The 16,346-nt window shown below is 59.8% G+C and carries 13 protein-coding genes and 1 tRNA gene; 8 read left to right on the top strand and 6 right to left on the bottom strand.

Going from position 1 to position 16,346, the window contains the following annotated elements; all coding sequences use genetic code 11:
* Positions 1-482 precede the first annotated feature (482 nt).
* Positions 483-556: transfer RNA gene (locus ACN0SY_RS00920), tRNA-Gln, on the bottom strand.
* Positions 557-909: 353 nt separating this feature from the next.
* On the opposite strand from ACN0SY_RS00920, the gene ACN0SY_RS00915 reads away from it, so the two are divergent.
* Complete coding sequence (locus tag ACN0SY_RS00915) at positions 910-2,682, top strand: Ppx/GppA phosphatase family protein (protein WP_417683877.1); 1,773 nt, start codon at positions 910-912, stop codon at positions 2,680-2,682.
* Complete coding sequence (locus ACN0SY_RS00910) at positions 2,679-3,398, top strand: RlmE family RNA methyltransferase (RefSeq protein ID WP_417683876.1); 720 nt, start codon at positions 2,679-2,681, stop codon at positions 3,396-3,398. Before ACN0SY_RS00915 ends, ACN0SY_RS00910 begins: the two co-directional genes overlap by 4 nt.
* 28 nt (positions 3,399-3,426) lie before the next feature.
* Here the strand turns inward: ACN0SY_RS00910 and ACN0SY_RS00905 are convergent, their stop codons facing one another.
* A complete protein-coding gene (locus ACN0SY_RS00905) occupies positions 3,427-4,074 on the bottom strand; it encodes a PEBP family protein (protein ID WP_417683875.1) in 648 nt (215 codons plus the stop codon).
* A gap of 262 nt (positions 4,075-4,336) precedes the next feature.
* Between ACN0SY_RS00905 and guaB the strand changes: the two genes are divergently transcribed.
* Together guaB and ACN0SY_RS00895 are read left to right on the top strand one after the other, a co-directional pair.
* Positions 4,337-5,839, top strand: coding sequence for an IMP dehydrogenase (gene guaB, locus ACN0SY_RS00900; RefSeq protein ID WP_417683874.1), 1,503 nt, complete (start codon positions 4,337-4,339; stop codon positions 5,837-5,839).
* 27 nt (positions 5,840-5,866) lie between these two features.
* Positions 5,867-7,159 (top strand): RsmB/NOP family class I SAM-dependent RNA methyltransferase, encoded by a 1,293-nt coding sequence (locus tag ACN0SY_RS00895; protein ID WP_417683873.1) that lies wholly within the window; start codon positions 5,867-5,869, stop codon positions 7,157-7,159.
* A 4-nt stretch (positions 7,160-7,163) separates the two neighbouring features.
* Here the strand turns inward: ACN0SY_RS00895 and ACN0SY_RS00890 are convergent, their stop codons facing one another.
* Positions 7,164-8,213 carry a tetratricopeptide repeat protein gene (locus tag ACN0SY_RS00890; RefSeq protein ID WP_417683872.1) on the bottom strand — a complete coding sequence of 350 codons (1,050 nt, stop codon included), beginning with the start codon at positions 8,211-8,213 and terminating at the stop codon, positions 7,164-7,166.
* Positions 8,214-8,485: 272 nt separating this feature from the next.
* On the opposite strand from ACN0SY_RS00890, the gene guaA reads away from it, so the two are divergent.
* Positions 8,486-10,045 carry a glutamine-hydrolyzing GMP synthase gene (gene guaA, locus ACN0SY_RS00885; protein ID WP_417683871.1) on the top strand — a complete coding sequence of 520 codons (1,560 nt, stop codon included), beginning with the start codon at positions 8,486-8,488 and terminating at the stop codon, positions 10,043-10,045.
* A gap of 91 nt (positions 10,046-10,136) precedes the next feature.
* Here guaA and ACN0SY_RS00880 read toward each other — a convergent pair whose 3' ends face one another.
* Entirely contained in the window at positions 10,137-11,153 is a 1,017-nt protein-coding gene (locus ACN0SY_RS00880; protein ID WP_417683870.1) for a zinc-binding alcohol dehydrogenase family protein, read from the bottom strand.
* A gap of 117 nt (positions 11,154-11,270) precedes the next feature.
* On the opposite strand from ACN0SY_RS00880, the gene ACN0SY_RS00875 reads away from it, so the two are divergent.
* Positions 11,271-11,642 carry a winged helix-turn-helix transcriptional regulator gene (locus tag ACN0SY_RS00875; protein ID WP_417683869.1) on the top strand — a complete coding sequence of 124 codons (372 nt, stop codon included), beginning with the start codon at positions 11,271-11,273 and terminating at the stop codon, positions 11,640-11,642.
* A gap of 79 nt (positions 11,643-11,721) precedes the next feature.
* A complete protein-coding gene (locus ACN0SY_RS00870; protein ID WP_417685835.1) occupies positions 11,722-12,108 on the top strand; it encodes a hypothetical protein in 387 nt (128 codons plus the stop codon).
* A 29-nt stretch (positions 12,109-12,137) separates the two neighbouring features.
* Here ACN0SY_RS00870 and ACN0SY_RS00865 read toward each other — a convergent pair whose 3' ends face one another.
* Positions 12,138-12,770 carry a MarC family protein gene (locus ACN0SY_RS00865; RefSeq protein WP_417683868.1) on the bottom strand — a complete coding sequence of 211 codons (633 nt, stop codon included), beginning with the start codon at positions 12,768-12,770 and terminating at the stop codon, positions 12,138-12,140.
* Between the two features lie 300 nt (positions 12,771-13,070).
* On the opposite strand from ACN0SY_RS00865, the gene gyrA reads away from it, so the two are divergent.
* Entirely contained in the window at positions 13,071-15,803 is a 2,733-nt protein-coding gene (gene gyrA, locus ACN0SY_RS00860) for a DNA gyrase subunit A (protein WP_417685833.1), read from the top strand.
* 115 nt (positions 15,804-15,918) lie between these two features.
* Here gyrA and ACN0SY_RS00855 read toward each other — a convergent pair whose 3' ends face one another.
* Positions 15,919-16,320: a hypothetical protein gene (locus ACN0SY_RS00855; RefSeq protein ID WP_417683867.1), complete on the bottom strand. Its 402-nt coding sequence runs from the start codon at positions 16,318-16,320 to the stop codon at positions 15,919-15,921.
* Positions 16,321-16,346 lie beyond the last annotated feature (26 nt).

Below are 16,346 nucleotides of genomic sequence, written 5' to 3'. Positions count from 1 at the left end.
AAACGTTTGAAGTGCAGTTATTCCAAGAGGAATGAGAAGGAGAAAAATTACTGCTGATAGACTTTGTTGCGTATTTATCAAGGTGTGATTGTGAGATGTGCGCGTAAAAATTGTTTGTAATCACCTGGCGGTCTGGGCAACGGCAAATACGGCTGTTGAGTGGAGGACATAGTCATTGAGAAAAACAAGTGACGTGTCCTTCGCTTGCACCATGAAGCTTTGTCTCAATCGCTGCTCGGGCGGACAGCGTCGTCTTGGGTTTTCAAGTCGATGCCACGAACGTCCTGCATTCGGGCGGGAAAGGGATCGACGGGCCTGCAAAAGGTGACGATCTCCCTACGCATTGATCGCAAATTTACCGTGAAATCAGATGCCGCGTGAAGTTGCGGGTATGTCTGCACCGCAGGTGCGCGCTAGGATCGGGTCACTGGACTGCCTGCCGTAAGGCAATCGCCGGATTTCAGTCAATTTCGGAAGAAGATTGGCTGGGGAACCTGGATTCGAACCAGGACTAACGGAGTCAGAGTCCGCGGGTCTACCGTTAACCTATTCCCCAGCAAATGCGCCGGTCGGCAGAGAGCCTTTGCGCAGGAGCGGTGGCAGGAACTGCCGGTGCAGGGCTGAGGCCCCGCCGCTGGAAAGGCGTATACATCCATTTCGCTGCGCGATGCAACAGGCGGCTCAAACTTTTTCTGCATGTTTTCAACATGGTCCTGATCCTTGCAGAATTTAGCCAAGTCAGAATTGACTGCCAACGCTATGCCTGCGCCCGCCGACCTGATACAGTCATCCCAACGAAAATGATTTGCAGCTCGCAGCTTCCTTCCGGAAGCGCGGTCTGCTGCGAAAGGTAATAAAGTGACAGACTCAGGTCAGGAACCGCCCGCTGCAGGGCGAGAGTCCGCTGAAATGTCCGCCAAGGGTCAAGCGCGCAGAAAAAGACCCGCATCCAGGCGTCGCCGCAAGCGCAGGAACGGCAACGCACGGCAACAACCGGCAGGGACAAATCCGCCCGCCGTCAGTGTTGCAACCGGTTCGTCCGAAGGCCATGCGCGTTCGGACGATGCTGCTCCGGGTCCGGCCGATCATTCGACCGGGGGTGAGGGGACGGCAGTCCGGCAGGGTGAAGGCGGCAAGGCGCGGCGAAAAGGCAAACGATCCGGTCAAGGAGAGCGGCTGGAACGCCAGCCTTCAGGCGCGGCTGAAACGGCCGTGGTTTCATCAATTTCTGCCGATCCAGCCCAAAAATCCGACGCAAAGGCAACGGCTGAGACAACGCGTATGCCCGGAGCATCCGGCAACTGCGATGCCGCAACCCTGCCCACACCCGGTCGCACTCGCAAGAAGCGGCGACGCGGACGCAAACACCCTGGTGTGGTCAAGGACCTGAGGGGAACAACAGGCGAGGTCGGCAAGGCAGTTGACACTGGCGAGGCAGGGTCAATTGGAGTTGGCGGCCCATCCGGTTCCAACCAGGGGCAGGTTTCAGCAGGGGGCACTGAAACCAGCGGCATTAGTCCCGCGACCCACGATAACAGTCCGGCATCGAGGTCCCGAGACGCACGTCAGTCGGAGACCAGGGCTGCCAACCTTTCGCGTGCAGGTCATTCGCGTCGACGCAATCAAACGGACGCCGATAACCGGGACCGGGAAGATCAGAAGCTCTACGCGGCACTTGATCTTGGCACCAACAATTGCCGACTGTTGATCGCAAGGCCGGAAGAACGGGGTTTTCGCGTTGTCGATGCCTATTCGCGTATCGTTCGCCTTGGCGAAGGCGTCGGCGCGAACAAGCGGCTCGGCGAGCCGGCCATGGAACGCGCGATCGATGCTCTGGCGAATTGCCATCGCAAGCTTGCAGAACGCGGCGTCCAGCGTTCTCGGCTGATCGCGACCGAAGCGTGCCGCACGGCGGAAAACGGTGATGAATTCATCGAGCGCGTACGCAAGGAAACCGGCCTGGCGCTCGAAGTCGTCAACCGGGAAACCGAGGCTCGTCTCGCCGTTGCCGGCTGCGTATCCCTCGTCGATCAGCAGGCCGACGGTGTGATCCTCTTCGATATCGGCGGCGGATCTTCAGAAATTGTCTGGCTCGATCTGCGCAATCGATGCGGAGCGCGTGGCTTTGCGCTGACCCGTTTCGTCAGGGCCTGGACGTCCCTTCCCGTGGGCGTTGTCAATCTGGCTGAGCGTCACGGCGGGGTCCATGTGACGCCGGACATATTCGAGGCCATGGTCGAGGACGTGTCTCAGATGCTTGAAAAATCGGATCTTGGACCCGAATTGACAAAGGCAATGTCGTCCGGCGGCATGCACATGCTCGGCACGTCGGGGACCGTAACGACACTGGCGGGCGTGCATCTTGGATTGAAGAAATATGACCGCAGGCGTGTTGACGGAACCTGGCTGGAAGACACCCAGGTCGGTTCAATGATTGATCGCCTGCGCGAAATGCCTTACGAGGAGCGCGTTGAGAACCCCTGCATAGGTGCGGACCGCGCGGACCTTGTCCTTGCCGGCTGCGCGATCCTCGAGGCCATTCGCCGTCGATGGACCTGCTCGCGGCTTCGCGTTGCAGACAGGGGACTTCGTGAAGGTATTCTGACTGAACTGATGGCCGCGGACGGTGTCTGGTCCCGGCGTACGAATGGCCGTAGCGGCCGCTACAGAGGCAAGAGATGACGCGCAGGAGCAAGGGAACAGGAGATCGCGGGCTGAAGGTGCGGGTGAAAACCGCCGCCGGCCGCCGTGAATCGTCCACCCGCTGGCTGCAACGGCAGTTGAACGACCCCTATGTCCGCCGTGCAAAGGCAGACGGCTATCGCTCGCGTGCAGCCTACAAGCTGATAGAGATCGACGAGAAGCACAAGATCCTGAAACCGGGTTACCGCGTGGTCGACCTTGGTGCCGCTCCCGGCGGATGGTGCCAGGTGGCCGCCGCCCGGGTCCAGAGCAGCCAGGATGCGCCAAAGGTGGTCGGGATCGACTATCTCGAGATGGACCATGTTCCCGGCGCGATCTTCCTGCAGAAGGATTTCCTCGACGACGATGCCCCTGATGCGCTGATGGAAGCGCTTGGCGGACACCGTCCGGATGTGGTCCTCTCCGACATGGCCGCGCCGACGACCGGCCACCGCCAGACGGATCACCTGCGCACGACCCATCTCTTCGAAGTCGCCATCGACTTTGCTCAAAGGAACCTCGTTCCCGGGGGCACATTCCTGGCGAAGGTGTTCCGAGGCGGCACCGAGAACGCGCTCCTCAACGAGCTGAAGCGTGATTTCAAGTCGGTGGCTCACGTCAAGCCGCCGGCGAGCCGCAAGGAAAGCCCGGAGCTCTATGTGATCGCCAAGGGCTTTCGAGGGCGTCCGGAGGATAGGGACGGCGAAGAGGAATAGGCTTCGCTCATCCCTGGGAATGTATGCCTTATCGGACGACCAGGCGGCACAGGAGCGTGTTGTTGGTTTCCAGGTCCGGCCCCCAGATCAATTTGGCCTTTCGGTCCCATCTAACCTTGTCGTGGCCATCCTTGGGGCGAACGTCCCGCTCGGAGTATTCATGGGCGAACGGCCAGGAACTGTCGTCAAAGTCCAGCCTTGTCCAGCCGGACGGTTCCTTGGAAGCAGAAAATCGGCAAGGCCCCTTGCCGGCAACCGGGTTACGTTCGCGTTCGCAGGACTTGGACGTCGGCGCTTCATGAACCACCAGGCAGCGCCATGCCTGGTCAGTCGTTGCGATAAGGTTTCCGGAGGGATCCTTGAACTGCGCGATGAAACCTCCGTCACCCATTTGCTGCTTTCGACTCCCGATGTACTCCAGTCCTGTATCGTCTTGCTTGAAGTCCTTGACGATGAAGTTGAGAGCGTAAGGCGGCTCCGCCTCAAAAGTGAAGCGTTCCTCGTTAAACGAACGCTCCGTCGTGATCGGGACGCGGTCCTCAGCCACGGGCGCCTCGTTGAGATAGAACTTGAACCAATTGTCTGCCCACACATCGGCCTTCAGCGTCTCGGCCTCAACGGCGCTTGTGTGTGCGGAGATCGCAAGGACGGAAAGGGTCAAGGACAAGATGCGCATACGGACTTCCTTCAATTGTGATGCCGCCATGGATAGCCCCGTTCGAAGGCGCCGGATGTGGCCTGTGACACAGACCGACATCGTCGCTCAAAAAAAGGCTTCGGCGCTTGATAAATTTCATCGCCGGGCTTTCCTTCATGTCACCTGCATGTTATTGACCCGCGCCAACTTCTCCGGCATCGCCGAAGCGACTCGCAGGACACAGGAACCTAGGATCTTGTGTCCGTCGTAGCCTATTTTAAAGTCTTGAGGGGAATTGGCCATGGCCTCATTCTATGTTCCGTCGACCGGAGCCGAAGCGCTCACTTTCGATGACGTCCTGCTGATCCCCGGTCACTCCGAGGTCATGCCGGCACAGACCGATCTGCGCTCCCGGGTGACGCGCAATCTCGAGCTCAACCTGCCGATCCTGTCCTCCGCCATGGATACGGTGACCGAGGGTCGCCTCGCCATTGCCATGGCCCAGGCCGGTGGTATCGGCGTCATCCACCGGAACCTGTCCCTCGACCAGCAGGCCGAAGAAGTCCGGATGGTCAAGAAGTTCGAATCCGGCATGGTCGTCAATCCGTTGGTCATCGGCCCGGATGCGACCCTCAAGGATGCCCTCGACCTGATGGAACGCTACGGCATTTCCGGCGTTCCGGTCGTCGAGAACGGCGGTGCCGGAGGCCACATCACCGGCCGTCTTGTCGGTATCCTGACCAACCGCGATGTGCGGTTTGCCTCAAATCCGGAACAGCGCGTCTATGAATTGATGACGCGGGAAAATCTGATCACGGTCAACGACAATGTCAGCCAGGAAGAGGCCAAGAAGCTCCTTCACCAGCACCGGATCGAAAAGCTCCTGGTCGTCGACAAGGACGAAAACTGCATCGGCCTGATCACCGTCAAGGACATGGAAAAGGCCAAGCTTAACCCGAACGCCTCCAAGGATGACCAGGGACGCCTGCGAGTAGCTGCCGCGACCAGTGTCGGCGATGAGGGTATGGCCCGGGCCGAGCGTCTCGTCGACGCTGGTGTCGATCTCGTTGTCGTCGACACCGCTCATGGTCACTCCGCCCGCGTCATCGAAATGGTCTCCAAGGTCAAGGATTTGTCCAATTCCGTTCAGGTCCTGGCCGGCAACGTGGCAACAGCCGATGCGACCAAGGCGCTGATCGATGCAGGTGCCGATGCGGTCAAGGTCGGTATCGGGCCGGGCTCGATCTGCACCACCCGTATCGTCGCCGGTGTGGGCGTTCCGCAGCTGTCCGCCATTCTCGACTGTGTGGCCGAGGCGAACAAGCAGGACATCCCGGTCGTTGCCGACGGCGGCATCAAGTTCTCAGGCGATCTGGCCAAGGCAATTGCGGCGGGCGCGTCGACCGTCATGGTCGGCTCGCTTCTCGCCGGAACCGAAGAAAGCCCTGGTGAGGTCTATCTGCACCAGGGACGCTCCTACAAGTCCTACCGCGGCATGGGCTCGGTCGGAGCAATGGCGCGCGGCTCGGCGGACCGCTACTTCCAGGCGGAAGTGCGTGACACGCTGAAGCTGGTTCCGGAAGGCATCGAAGGCCAGGTTCCCTACAAGGGCCCGCTGTCCAGCGTCCTGCACCAGCTTGCCGGTGGCCTGCGCGCAGCGATGGGTTATGTCGGTGGCAAGACGATCCCTGACTTCCAGGAACGTGCCCGTTTCGTTCGGATTTCCGGCGCAGGCCTGCGCGAAAGTCACGCTCATGATGTGACCATCACGCGCGAAAGCCCGAACTACCCCTCGAACCTTTAAGCCGTATCGGCAACCGGAGTTAATTGGATGAAAGATGGCGGGCGCCTCGCTGCAGCAATTGAAGTTCTGACCGAGGTGGAAACCCGCCATCGTCCCGTACAACTTGCACTCCGGGATTGGGGGACAGCGCATCGCTTCGCCGGCTCCGGTGACCGGACGGTGATCGGGAACCTTGTGTTCGATGCCCTTCGCCACAAGCTCAGTCTTGCCGAACGGATGGGTGACGCTTCTCCGCGTGCGCTCGTTCTGGCCACCTATACCGCTGGCTGGCAACAGGGTCTGGAGCGCCTGACCGAGGTGCTCGAAAACGACCGGCACGCCCCCGAAGGCCTGAGCGAGCAGGAGACTGCCGCGCTCAATGGTTTCGAGGCCGTCTCTTTGTCCGGCAATAAGGCAGCTGACGTTCCGGAGTGGCTCTGGCCCGCGTTCCAACAGGCATTCGGCGAGAATGCCGTTGCCGAAGGTCAGGCGCTTGGTGAACGCGCTCCGATTGATCTACGCACCAACACGCTGAAGTCCGATAGGGACAAGCTGCTGAAGCGCCTCGCGCACACCGGCGCTGTCGCCACAAGCATTACGGGCACTGCACTGCGGATAGCGGCAAAACCCGGTGCCGCTCGCATGCCCCATGTGCAGGCAGAAGAAGGCTATCAGAAGGGCTGGTTCGAACTGCAGGACGAGGCCAGCCAGGTTGCCGCGCAGCTTGCAGGTGCCAAGCCCGGTGACCAGGTTCTGGACTTGTGTGCTGGCGGCGGCGGCAAGACCCTGGCCCTGGCGGCATCGATGCAGAACAAGGGCCAGATCTACGCCTATGATGCCGATCGGCTGCGCCTTGCTCCGATCCATGACCGGATAAAGAGGGCAGGGGCCCACAACATTCAGGTCCGTGATCCGGCATCCTCCAAGCTGGATGACCTGGAAGGCGGTATGGATCTCGTCTTCGTCGATGCTCCTTGCACCGGGACCGGTGTTTGGCGGCGGCGCCCGGATTCCAAGTGGAAATTGACCGAAAAGGCACTGGAAGACAGGCTTCAGGAACAGACCAAGGTCCTTGAATCAGCCGCTCGCTACGTGAAGCCAGGCGGGCGATTGGTTTACGCCACCTGTTCCATTCTGCCAGCCGAAAATGGAGAGCAGATTGACCGCTTTCTGGCAGAGCGCTCGGACTTTTCACCCGTCTCTGCCCTGGAAGAGTGGAAGGTCAGGTTCGGCGACGCACCAATGCCTGCTTACGTCACGCAACGCGGCGACGTCACACTGACGCCGGCAACGACCCAGACAGACGGGTTTTTCCTTGCAATCCTGAGGAAGGACGGCTGAGAGATCAGCCGTCACTTTCCAGGTCGTCGTCAGGCACCTCCACGGTTTCCTCAGGCGACTTGAGCGGCGCCTTGCGATAGTCCAGCGCAAGCGACTGGACTTTCTCCACGATGGCGGCGGGTATCGTTTCATGTCGGGCAACGGCCGTCAGGACAATACGTGCTTCATTCGCAAGGCCGAGCGCTTTCAGGCAAGCACCGACCGCGTTGCCGAAATCCTTGGACGCAAGGTCTCGTGACCAGGCTTGCTCTGCGTGAATGAGCGCAGTTTTCGGCTCGTCCATTTTCCGGCAAAGTGCGCTCAGGGTTACCAGGACGCTGCCGCGGATATTGGCTGGCGCAAAGCTGAGTGCTTTCTCCAGAACGCCGCGTGCCTCGGCAAACCGGCCAAGGCCTTCCAGAGCAATCGCCTTGAAACGGATAAGCTCGACGTTGCTGGGTTCGAGGTTCAGCCCGGTGTCTGAATAGCGAACCGCGTCATCGAATTTCTTGCGCTTGATCGACAACTCGGCCAGACCCGTGATCGCGGGCAGGTAAGCTGGGTCGATGGCCAATGCTTGGCGAAAGGCAGCGGCTGCGCGCGAGGACTGCGGGTCCCGCGAACACGCCTGTGCAAACAGCGTCAATACCGGGGCATTGTCCGGTAGGAGCTGCATTAGTCGTTCCGCCGGTTCCCGGGCCGCATCATATTTTCCCTGCTTCAGACAGACGCTCGCCAGCCCGAAAAGGGCGTTCCGATTGTCGGGTGATGCCTCGAGAACGGAGCGGAAGTTCATTTCGGCGTTTTCAAGATCGCCGGAAAGCAGCTGGCAGTTGCCTAGATTTGCCCGTGCAGGCACATGGTCGGGGTCCACGAAAACAATGCGTCTGAGTTGAGACGCAGCCTCCTCGAGATAGCCCTCGCGCAACAGCGTCGTCGCCGTGCGGAACGCAATTTCCAGATCATCGGGCGCGTGATCGAGGGCATCCAGATATGAGGCAAGGGCGGCGGCTGTATCACCACGGCGTTCGCATTCAAGTGCGTGTTCAAATGCTTGTCGGGCCTCTGGCAGCATTGTCCTCTCCGCACGCGAACTTGAAGGGAAACACCCATGTTGCCACTTAAGGCGCGGGCATCTTCGAATCGAGCTCAATGATACCGTGTGACAGCGAAGCACGTCCTTGTCATTATTGCCCCGGCCACAGGAAATCACCTGTCGATTTTTCTGCAATTTGTGAGGCCGTGGGAGCCCTAGGCAAAGCAAAGTCGCGCGAAGATGAAAAATGCAGCGCGATCGATGCAAAATCGCCTTCAAATTAAGGGCCGATGCCGTTAGAAGCTTGGCCCATGACCCAGCATGATCGCCTTCTAATCATCGACTTCGGTTCTCAGGTCACCCAGCTGATTGCGCGGCGCCTTCGAGAGTTGAATGTCTACTGCGAAATCCATCCCTACCAGAATGTCACGGATGCTTTCCTTGCCGAATACGCTCCGAAAGCCGTGATCTTCTCGGGCGGACCCGACTCCGTTGTTCGCGATGGGTCGCCGCGCCCACCGAAGACCGTCTATGACCTCGGCGTGCCGATCCTTGGCATCTGTTACGGCCAGCAAGTCATGATGCAGGATCTGGGTGGCAAGGTTGAAGCGGGTGAAAGCCACACCGCTGAGTTCGGCCGCGCATATGTGACCGCGGGCGATAGCCGCATCAACCTTCTGAACGGCTGGTTCCTTGAAGGCAAGGAACAGGTGTGGATGTCCCACGGCGACCACGTCAGCGAAATCGCACCGGGCTTCGAGGTCTACGGTACGTCTCCGGGCGCCCCTTTTGCGATCACGGCCGATCTCGACCGCCGGTTCTACGCTGTGCAGTTCCACCCGGAAGTGCACCACACGCCGAACGGCAAGACACTTTACGAGAACTTCATCCGCGACGCCGGTTTCACCGGCGACTGGACGATGGGCGCCTACCGCGAGGAAGCGATCCGCAAGATCCGCGAGCAGGTCGGCGACAAGAAGGTGATTTGCGGTCTCTCGGGCGGTGTCGACAGTTCCGTCGCTGCGGTCCTCATCCACGAGGCAATCGGCGACCAGCTGACCTGCGTCTTCGTCGATCATGGCCTCCTGCGCCAGAACGAGGCGGAGGAAGTGGTCACCATGTTCCGGGACCACTACAACATTCCGTTGATCCATGCGGATGAGAGCAAGCTGTTCCTGTCGAACCTGGAAGGCGTTTCTGACCCGGAAACCAAGCGCAAGATCATCGGCAAGCTGTTCATCGACGTGTTCCAGAAATACGCGAACCAGATCGATGGCGCAGAGTTCCTCGCTCAGGGTACCCTTTATCCGGATGTGATCGAGAGCGTCAGCTTCTCGGGCGGCCCTTCGGTGACCATCAAGTCGCACCACAATGTCGGCGGCTTGCCGGAGAAGATGGGGCTCAAGCTGGTCGAACCCTTGCGCGAATTGTTCAAGGACGAAGTCCGGGCCCTCGGCCATGAACTTGGCCTGCCGGCGAGCTTCATCGGTCGTCATCCGTTCCCGGGGCCCGGCCTCGCGATCCGCTGCCCGGGTGAAATCACGCGCGAGAAACTGGACATCCTGCGCAAGGCCGATGCGGTCTATATCGACCAGATCCGCAAGCATGGCCTTTATGACGAGATTTGGCAGGCGTTCGTCGCCATTCTGCCTGTTCGCACCGTGGGCGTCATGGGCGATGGCCGGACCTACGACTATGCCTGTGCGCTGCGCGCCGTCACATCAGTCGATGGGATGACCGCGGACTATTATCCGTTCACGCATGAATTCCTCGGCGAGACCGCAACGCGCATCATCAACGAGGTCAAGGGCATCAACCGGTGCACCTATGACATCACCTCGAAGCCCCCGGGCACGATCGAGTGGGAATGATGCCGGCATCATGCCGGAAATTAAAAGGCGGGTGCGTAATGCCCCGCCTTTTTCAATTGCGCTCATTCGGCGCATCGATTGCGCTAGGCGCTCAAAAGCCTTCCAGAGCGACCTTGCCGCGAGCCTTGCCGGTTTCGATGAAGGCGTGGGCCTTGCGCAGGTTTTCCGCGTTGATCTTGCCGAAGGTGTCGCCAAGCGTGGTCTTCAGTGTTCCTGCGTCGACGAGCTCGGACACCCGGCTTAGAAGGCGGTGCTGTTCCTCGATATCCGTCGTCTGGAACATCGAACGGGTGAACATGAACTCCCAATGCACCGAGATACTCTTGCGCTTGAGAACACTGATGTCGAGGGACTTCGGATCATCAATCAAAGCGAAACGCCCTTGCGGCGCGATGAGCTCGGCGATCTCGGCCAGGTGAGCTTCGGTATTGGTCGTCGAGAAGACAAACGCCGGTTGGCCTAGGCCAAGGGCTGCGACTTCAGCGGCAAGCGGCTTGGAGTGATCTACAACGTGATGGGCGCCGAGGTTTTCGACCCATTCGCGTGTTTCCGGCCGGGATGCCGTTGCGATGACCGTCAGATCTGTGAGCTGCCGGACAAGCTGGACCGCGATCGAGCCAACCCCACCGGCGCCGCCGATGATGACGATGGCAGGCGCGGCGCCTGCAACCGGATCGTTCGAGATCTTGAGCCGGTCGAACAGCGTTTCCCAAGCCGTGATCGCAGTCAGGGGCAGGGCGGCGGCTTCCGCGAATGTCAACGACGCCGGCTTCTTCCCGACAATCCGCTCATCCACCAGATGAAGCTGGGCATTCGTTCCCTGGCGCGTCAGATCTCCCGCATAGAAGACCTCATCTCCAGCCTTGAAGCGGGTGACCTGATCGCCTGTCGCAACGACGACGCCAGCGGCATCCCAACCCAGGACCTTGTAGCTGCCCGGTTCCGCTTCAGCGCGCATACGCACTTTCGTATCAACCGGATTGACCGACACAGCCTTGATCTCGACGAGAATATCGTGGCCAGACGCCACCGGTTCCGGCAGCTCGATATCGACGAGAGCTTTCGCGTCGTCGATGGGTAGGGATTTCTGGTATCCGACAGCTAGCATGATGATCTCCAAGATTTGCTGTCCGGCTATCTGGCGCATATGGTAACCTGACGCAAGAACGCACATAAAGCACGCATAGGTCGCCAAAACGTACCTAGTGTAAAAAAAGATACCTGAATGACGAAAACCAAACATACCACCTTCGAGTGCAGCCCCGGATGTTCGGTCGAAGCGACCTTGAGCCTGATCGATGGCAAGTGGAAGGGCGTCATTCTGTATCACCTTCTTGAAGGCAAGATGCGGTTCAACGAGATTCGCAAACGCCTGCCGAGTGTAACCCAGCGGATGCTGACAAATCAGTTGAGGGCACTGGAAGCCGATGGCCTCATCTCGCGTACCGTCTACCCGGTCATACCGCCGAAGGTGGAATACGACCTGACCCGGCTCGGGCACAGTTTGGCACCCGTGATCATGGCGCTGAAGGAATGGGGCGACGCCAACAAGGCTCTGTGGCCCGAGGAATTTGGTCTGACCGCGGCGGCGGACTGACGGCCTTGTGATTTTAAAAAACGATCGGTCTGGTGAAGGCTGCACAAAGGAGCGAATTCACAGGAGCGGTCGAAGAGTGATGAGACTATCGGGTTTGGCTGTCGCCGCAGTTCTCGTAGCCACCACCACTGGACTTGATGCGGGTGGCCAGGTCGCCCGCGCTGCGGATGTCCGTATCGAACACGGAGAAGCGACGCGCAGCGCCGGGACGTGGACTTTCACTGTCACCCTGAAACATTCCGACGAAGGCTGGGATCACTATGCGGATCTTTGGCAGGTACTGGACCCGGCAGGTCGGGTGCTCGCAGAACGCGTCCTGACCCACCCGCATGTCGAGGAACAGCCTTTCACGCGCAGTTTGAGAGGTGTTGAAATTCCGCAAGACATTGCGACGGTTTTCATTCGTGCTCGCGATAGCCGCCATGGGTTCGCGCCGCAGCTCTTTGAAATTGACCTAAGCCGATAGCGCCATTCGCCCGCTCGAGCCTGCAAGGGTCAGACCAGAATGAAAGCCCGGATCCCGTCCGCAACGAACTGGATGGACAGTGCCGCCAACAGAACGCCGAGCAATCTCGTGATCACCAGCTGCGCGGTATCCCCCAAAAGCCGCTCGATCCGCTCCGCCAGCAGGAATGCCAGCAGGCAGGAGCCCAGGATGATCAGGATCACACCCGCCAGGCCGGCATAGGCCACCGTGTCCGGCGCCTGGCCGGACAGCAGGATGATCGCGGAAATGGCGGCAGGGCCAGCAATGAGCGGTATCGCCAGGGGAAAGATCGCCACTTCATGGAAATCAGAGGGCGGATGGTCTTCAACCGCCTTTTCCGCCGTCTCCGACTTGCGCGCTGCCCGCTTGCCGAAGACCATTTCGACCGCGATGAGGAACAGCAGGATGCCGCCTGCGACGCGGAACGCGGAAACCGAAATGCCCAGGATGTTGAGGATCGACTGACCCGCCACGAAAAACAGCATCAGAATTGCGGCCGCCGTGATGGTCGCCCGCATGGCGACGCGGCGCCTGTCCTGTGTCGAAAGACCCGCTGTGACCGCAAGGAACATGGGTGCCAGACCGACCGGATCGATTGTGACGAACAGGGTCGCAAAGGCATTGATGATGAAGTCGAACACGGTGGCTTCCAGGCTAGGTCAGGATTGGATTTTGCCCGATAGTAGCCCGTAAACCCGTGCCGCGTGACCGCCTTCCATCAAATCAATTTTTCAGCCTGTGCATGACGCTCGCAAGGCATTGAAATCAATAACCTTTAATTCCATGGCGATTGGTGCGCACATTTGGTCGGCGCGCGTGAATCGGATATAAAAGACGAAGCAATAACAAAGATATGAGTTCATTCCTTGGCTGATCAGGACAACAGTGCACCCGGCGGCGGTTTGCCATCCGATATTAAGCCGATTTCCATTGTCGATGAAATGAAGCGCAGCTACCTCGATTACGCCATGAGCGTGATCGTGAGCCGTGCGCTTCCGGACGTCCGCGATGGCCTCAAGCCGGTGCACCGGCGCATTCTGTTCTCTATGCACGAGAACGGCTACGAGTGGAACAAGCCCTACCGCAAGTCGGCACGCGTCGTCGGTGACGTCATGGGTAAGTATCACCCGCACGGCGACAGCGCGATCTACGACGCCCTGGTGCGCATGGCGCAGGATTTCTCCCTGCGACTGCCGCTGATCGACGGGCAGGGCAACTTCGGTTCCGTTGACGGCGATCCGGCCGCGGCAATGCGTTACACCGAGTGCCGTCTTGAGAAGGTGGCCCACAAGCTCCTCGATGACATCGACAAGGATACCGTCGATTTCCAGGAGAACTACGACAACTCCGAATCCGAGCCTGTCGTCCTGCCGGCCAAGTTCCCGAACCTTCTGGTCAACGGGGCTGGCGGTATTGCCGTCGGCATGGCCACGAACATCCCGCCGCACAACCTCGGCGAAGTGATCGACGCCGCCATCGCAATCATGGAAAACCCGGCGATGTCGCTGGAAGAGCTGATGGAAATTGTTCCCGGCCCGGATTTCCCGACCGGAGGCATCATCCTGGGGCGCTCAGGTATCCGCTCGGCCTTCGAGACGGGACGCGGGTCCGTTGTCATGCGCGGCAAGGTCGACGTTGAAGAGATCCGCAAGGACCGCTTCGCGCTGATCGTTTCGGAAATCCCGTATCAGGTGAACAAATCCTCGATGATCGAGAAGATCGCCGAGGCGGTGCGCGACAAGCGTATCGAGGGCATCTCCGACATTCGAGACGAGTCCGACCGTTCCGGCATGCGCGTCGTGATCGAACTCAAGCGCGACGCGGTTCCAGATGTCGTGTTGAATCAGCTTTATCGGTTCTCGCAGCTGCAGACGTCCTTCGGCTGCAACATGGTCGCTCTGAACGGCGGCAAGCCCGAGCAGATGAACCTCTCGGACATGTTGAAGGCTTTTGTGAACTTCCGCGAGGAAGTCATTGGCCGCAGGACAAGATACCTTCTCAGGAAGTGCCGGGATCGTGCCCATATCTTGGTGGGTCTGGGTATTGCGGTCGCGAACATCGACGAGGTCATCAAGCTGATCCGTTCGGCTCCCGATCCGGCGACGGCCCGGCGTCAGCTGATGGAGCGCAACTGGCCGGCGCACGACGTCGAGGCGCTGATCCGGCTGATCGATGACCCGCGCCACACAGTCCAGGAAGACGGCACCTACAAGCTGTCCGAAGAACAGGCACGCGCCATTCTTGATCTGCGCCTGCAGCGTCTGACGGCAATGGGCCGCGACGAGATCGAGGAAGAGCTGAACAAGATCGGCGCCGAGATCAGCGATTACCTCGACATTCTCCGCTCGCGTGCAAGGATCCAGGAAATCGTTCGCAACGAGATGCTGGAGATCAAGGAAGAGTTCGCAACGCCGCGCCGGACCGAGATCGTCGAGGGCGGAGCGGACTTCGACGAGGAGGATCTGATCCAGCGCGAGGACATGGTCGTGACCGTGTCGCACGAGGGTTATATCAAGCGTGTTCCGCTTGCGACCTATCGGGCGCAGCGGCGGGGCGGCAAGGGACGCTCGGGCATGTCGACGAAGGACGAGGATTTCGTTACCCGTCTGTTCGTCGCCAACACCCACACGCCGGTGCTGTTCTTCTCCTCTCGCGGCATTGCCTACAAGATGAAAGTCTGGCGGCTTCCGCTTGGTGGGCCGACCTCACGTGGCAAGGCCCTGATCAACATGCTACCGCTCGAACAGGGCGAGAAGATTTCCTCGATCATGCCGCTGCCGGAGGATGAGGAAAGCTGGGCAAACCTCGATGTCATGTTCTCCACCGTGCGCGGCACGGTGCGGCGGAACAAACTGTCCGACTTCGTCCAGATCAACCGCAACGGCAAGATCGCGATGAAGCTGGAAGAGGGTGACGGCATCGTTGGTGTCGACACCTGTTCCGAGCATGATGATGTCATGCTGACCACCGCGGCAGGGCAGTGCATCCGGTTCCCGGTCAACGACGTGCGCGTCTTTGCGGGCCGCAACTCCGTCGGTGTGCGCGGGATTCGACTGGCGGACGACGACCACGTCATCTCCATGCAGATCCTTCATCACATTGACGTCGAGGCGGAAGAACGTACTGCCTATCTGAAGATGGCTCGGGCGCTTCGCGGTGAAACGGACGAACCCGGGGCAGAGGATGACGGTATCGACGTCATTGACGGCGGGCTGTCACAGGAACGCTACGCAGAAATGAGTGCTGCCGAGCAGATCATCCTGACACTGTCGGAAAACGGATACGGAAAACGTACGTCGTCGTTCGAGTATCGCGTGACTGGCCGCGGCGGCAAGGGCATCACGGCCATGGCGGTCAACGACCGAAATGGACCACTGATCGCCTCGTTCCCAGTGGAGGACAGCGATCAGATCATGCTCGTCACTGATGGCGGACAGCTCATTCGGTGCCCGATCGAGGGTATCCGCATCGCGGGCCGCGCGACCCAGGGCGTGATTGTCTTCAAGACGGCCAAGGACGAGAATGTCGTTGCCGTGGAGCGTATCAGCGAAGTCGATGAGGAAGACGAAGAAGGCGTAGAGCCCGAAGCAGGGGATGTTGCCGAAGGTGGCGCTGATGACGCTGCGCAGGACAACGGTTCCGATGATGCGGGTACGCCGTCAGACGACGCCTGAAGATAAGAACACCCCGGCCATTTCAGGGCCCAAAAACAACGGCAGCGGCCAGACACTTGTCTGAGCCGCTGTCTTGCCGTCTGGGGGGAGTAAACCCGAGAGGGGATCTTAACGATTAGCCGTTACCGGGGATCCGTGCCAGAACCGTTGTGTTCGGTGCAACCGGTGCGCGTTCAACCGTGACGAAGTTGATCTTGCGGACAGAGCCCGTACCGGCGATCGCAGCAGCACAGTCGGCAGACCATGCACCCCAAGCCTGGTTTCGGCAATCATTCGGCAAGGCGCTGACGGCCCGGTCGGACTTGTCGAGAACAGATTGTTCTGCCTGTGCACCTTCACCGCCGAATGGCGTGAAAGATACCAGCGCCGCGATTACGACGGCAGCCACTCCGGCAGTCATGACACCTGCGATCTGAACCAGACCGTTAGGTGTAAACGCGCGAACACGGCTGGAAAAGACGTCCTTGCCAAAAGTCTGCAAGAACACATCAGAACGAGAAGTAGAATATGTACTCATTTGTTGCTCCCTGCGGGCCGTTGCCC

Source organism: Roseibium sp., assembly GCF_048261595.1.
Lineage (GTDB): Bacteria > Pseudomonadota > Alphaproteobacteria > Rhizobiales > Stappiaceae > Roseibium.
Note: the sequence above shows the minus strand (reverse complement) of the source record. Positions and strands in the feature narration are given on the sequence as shown.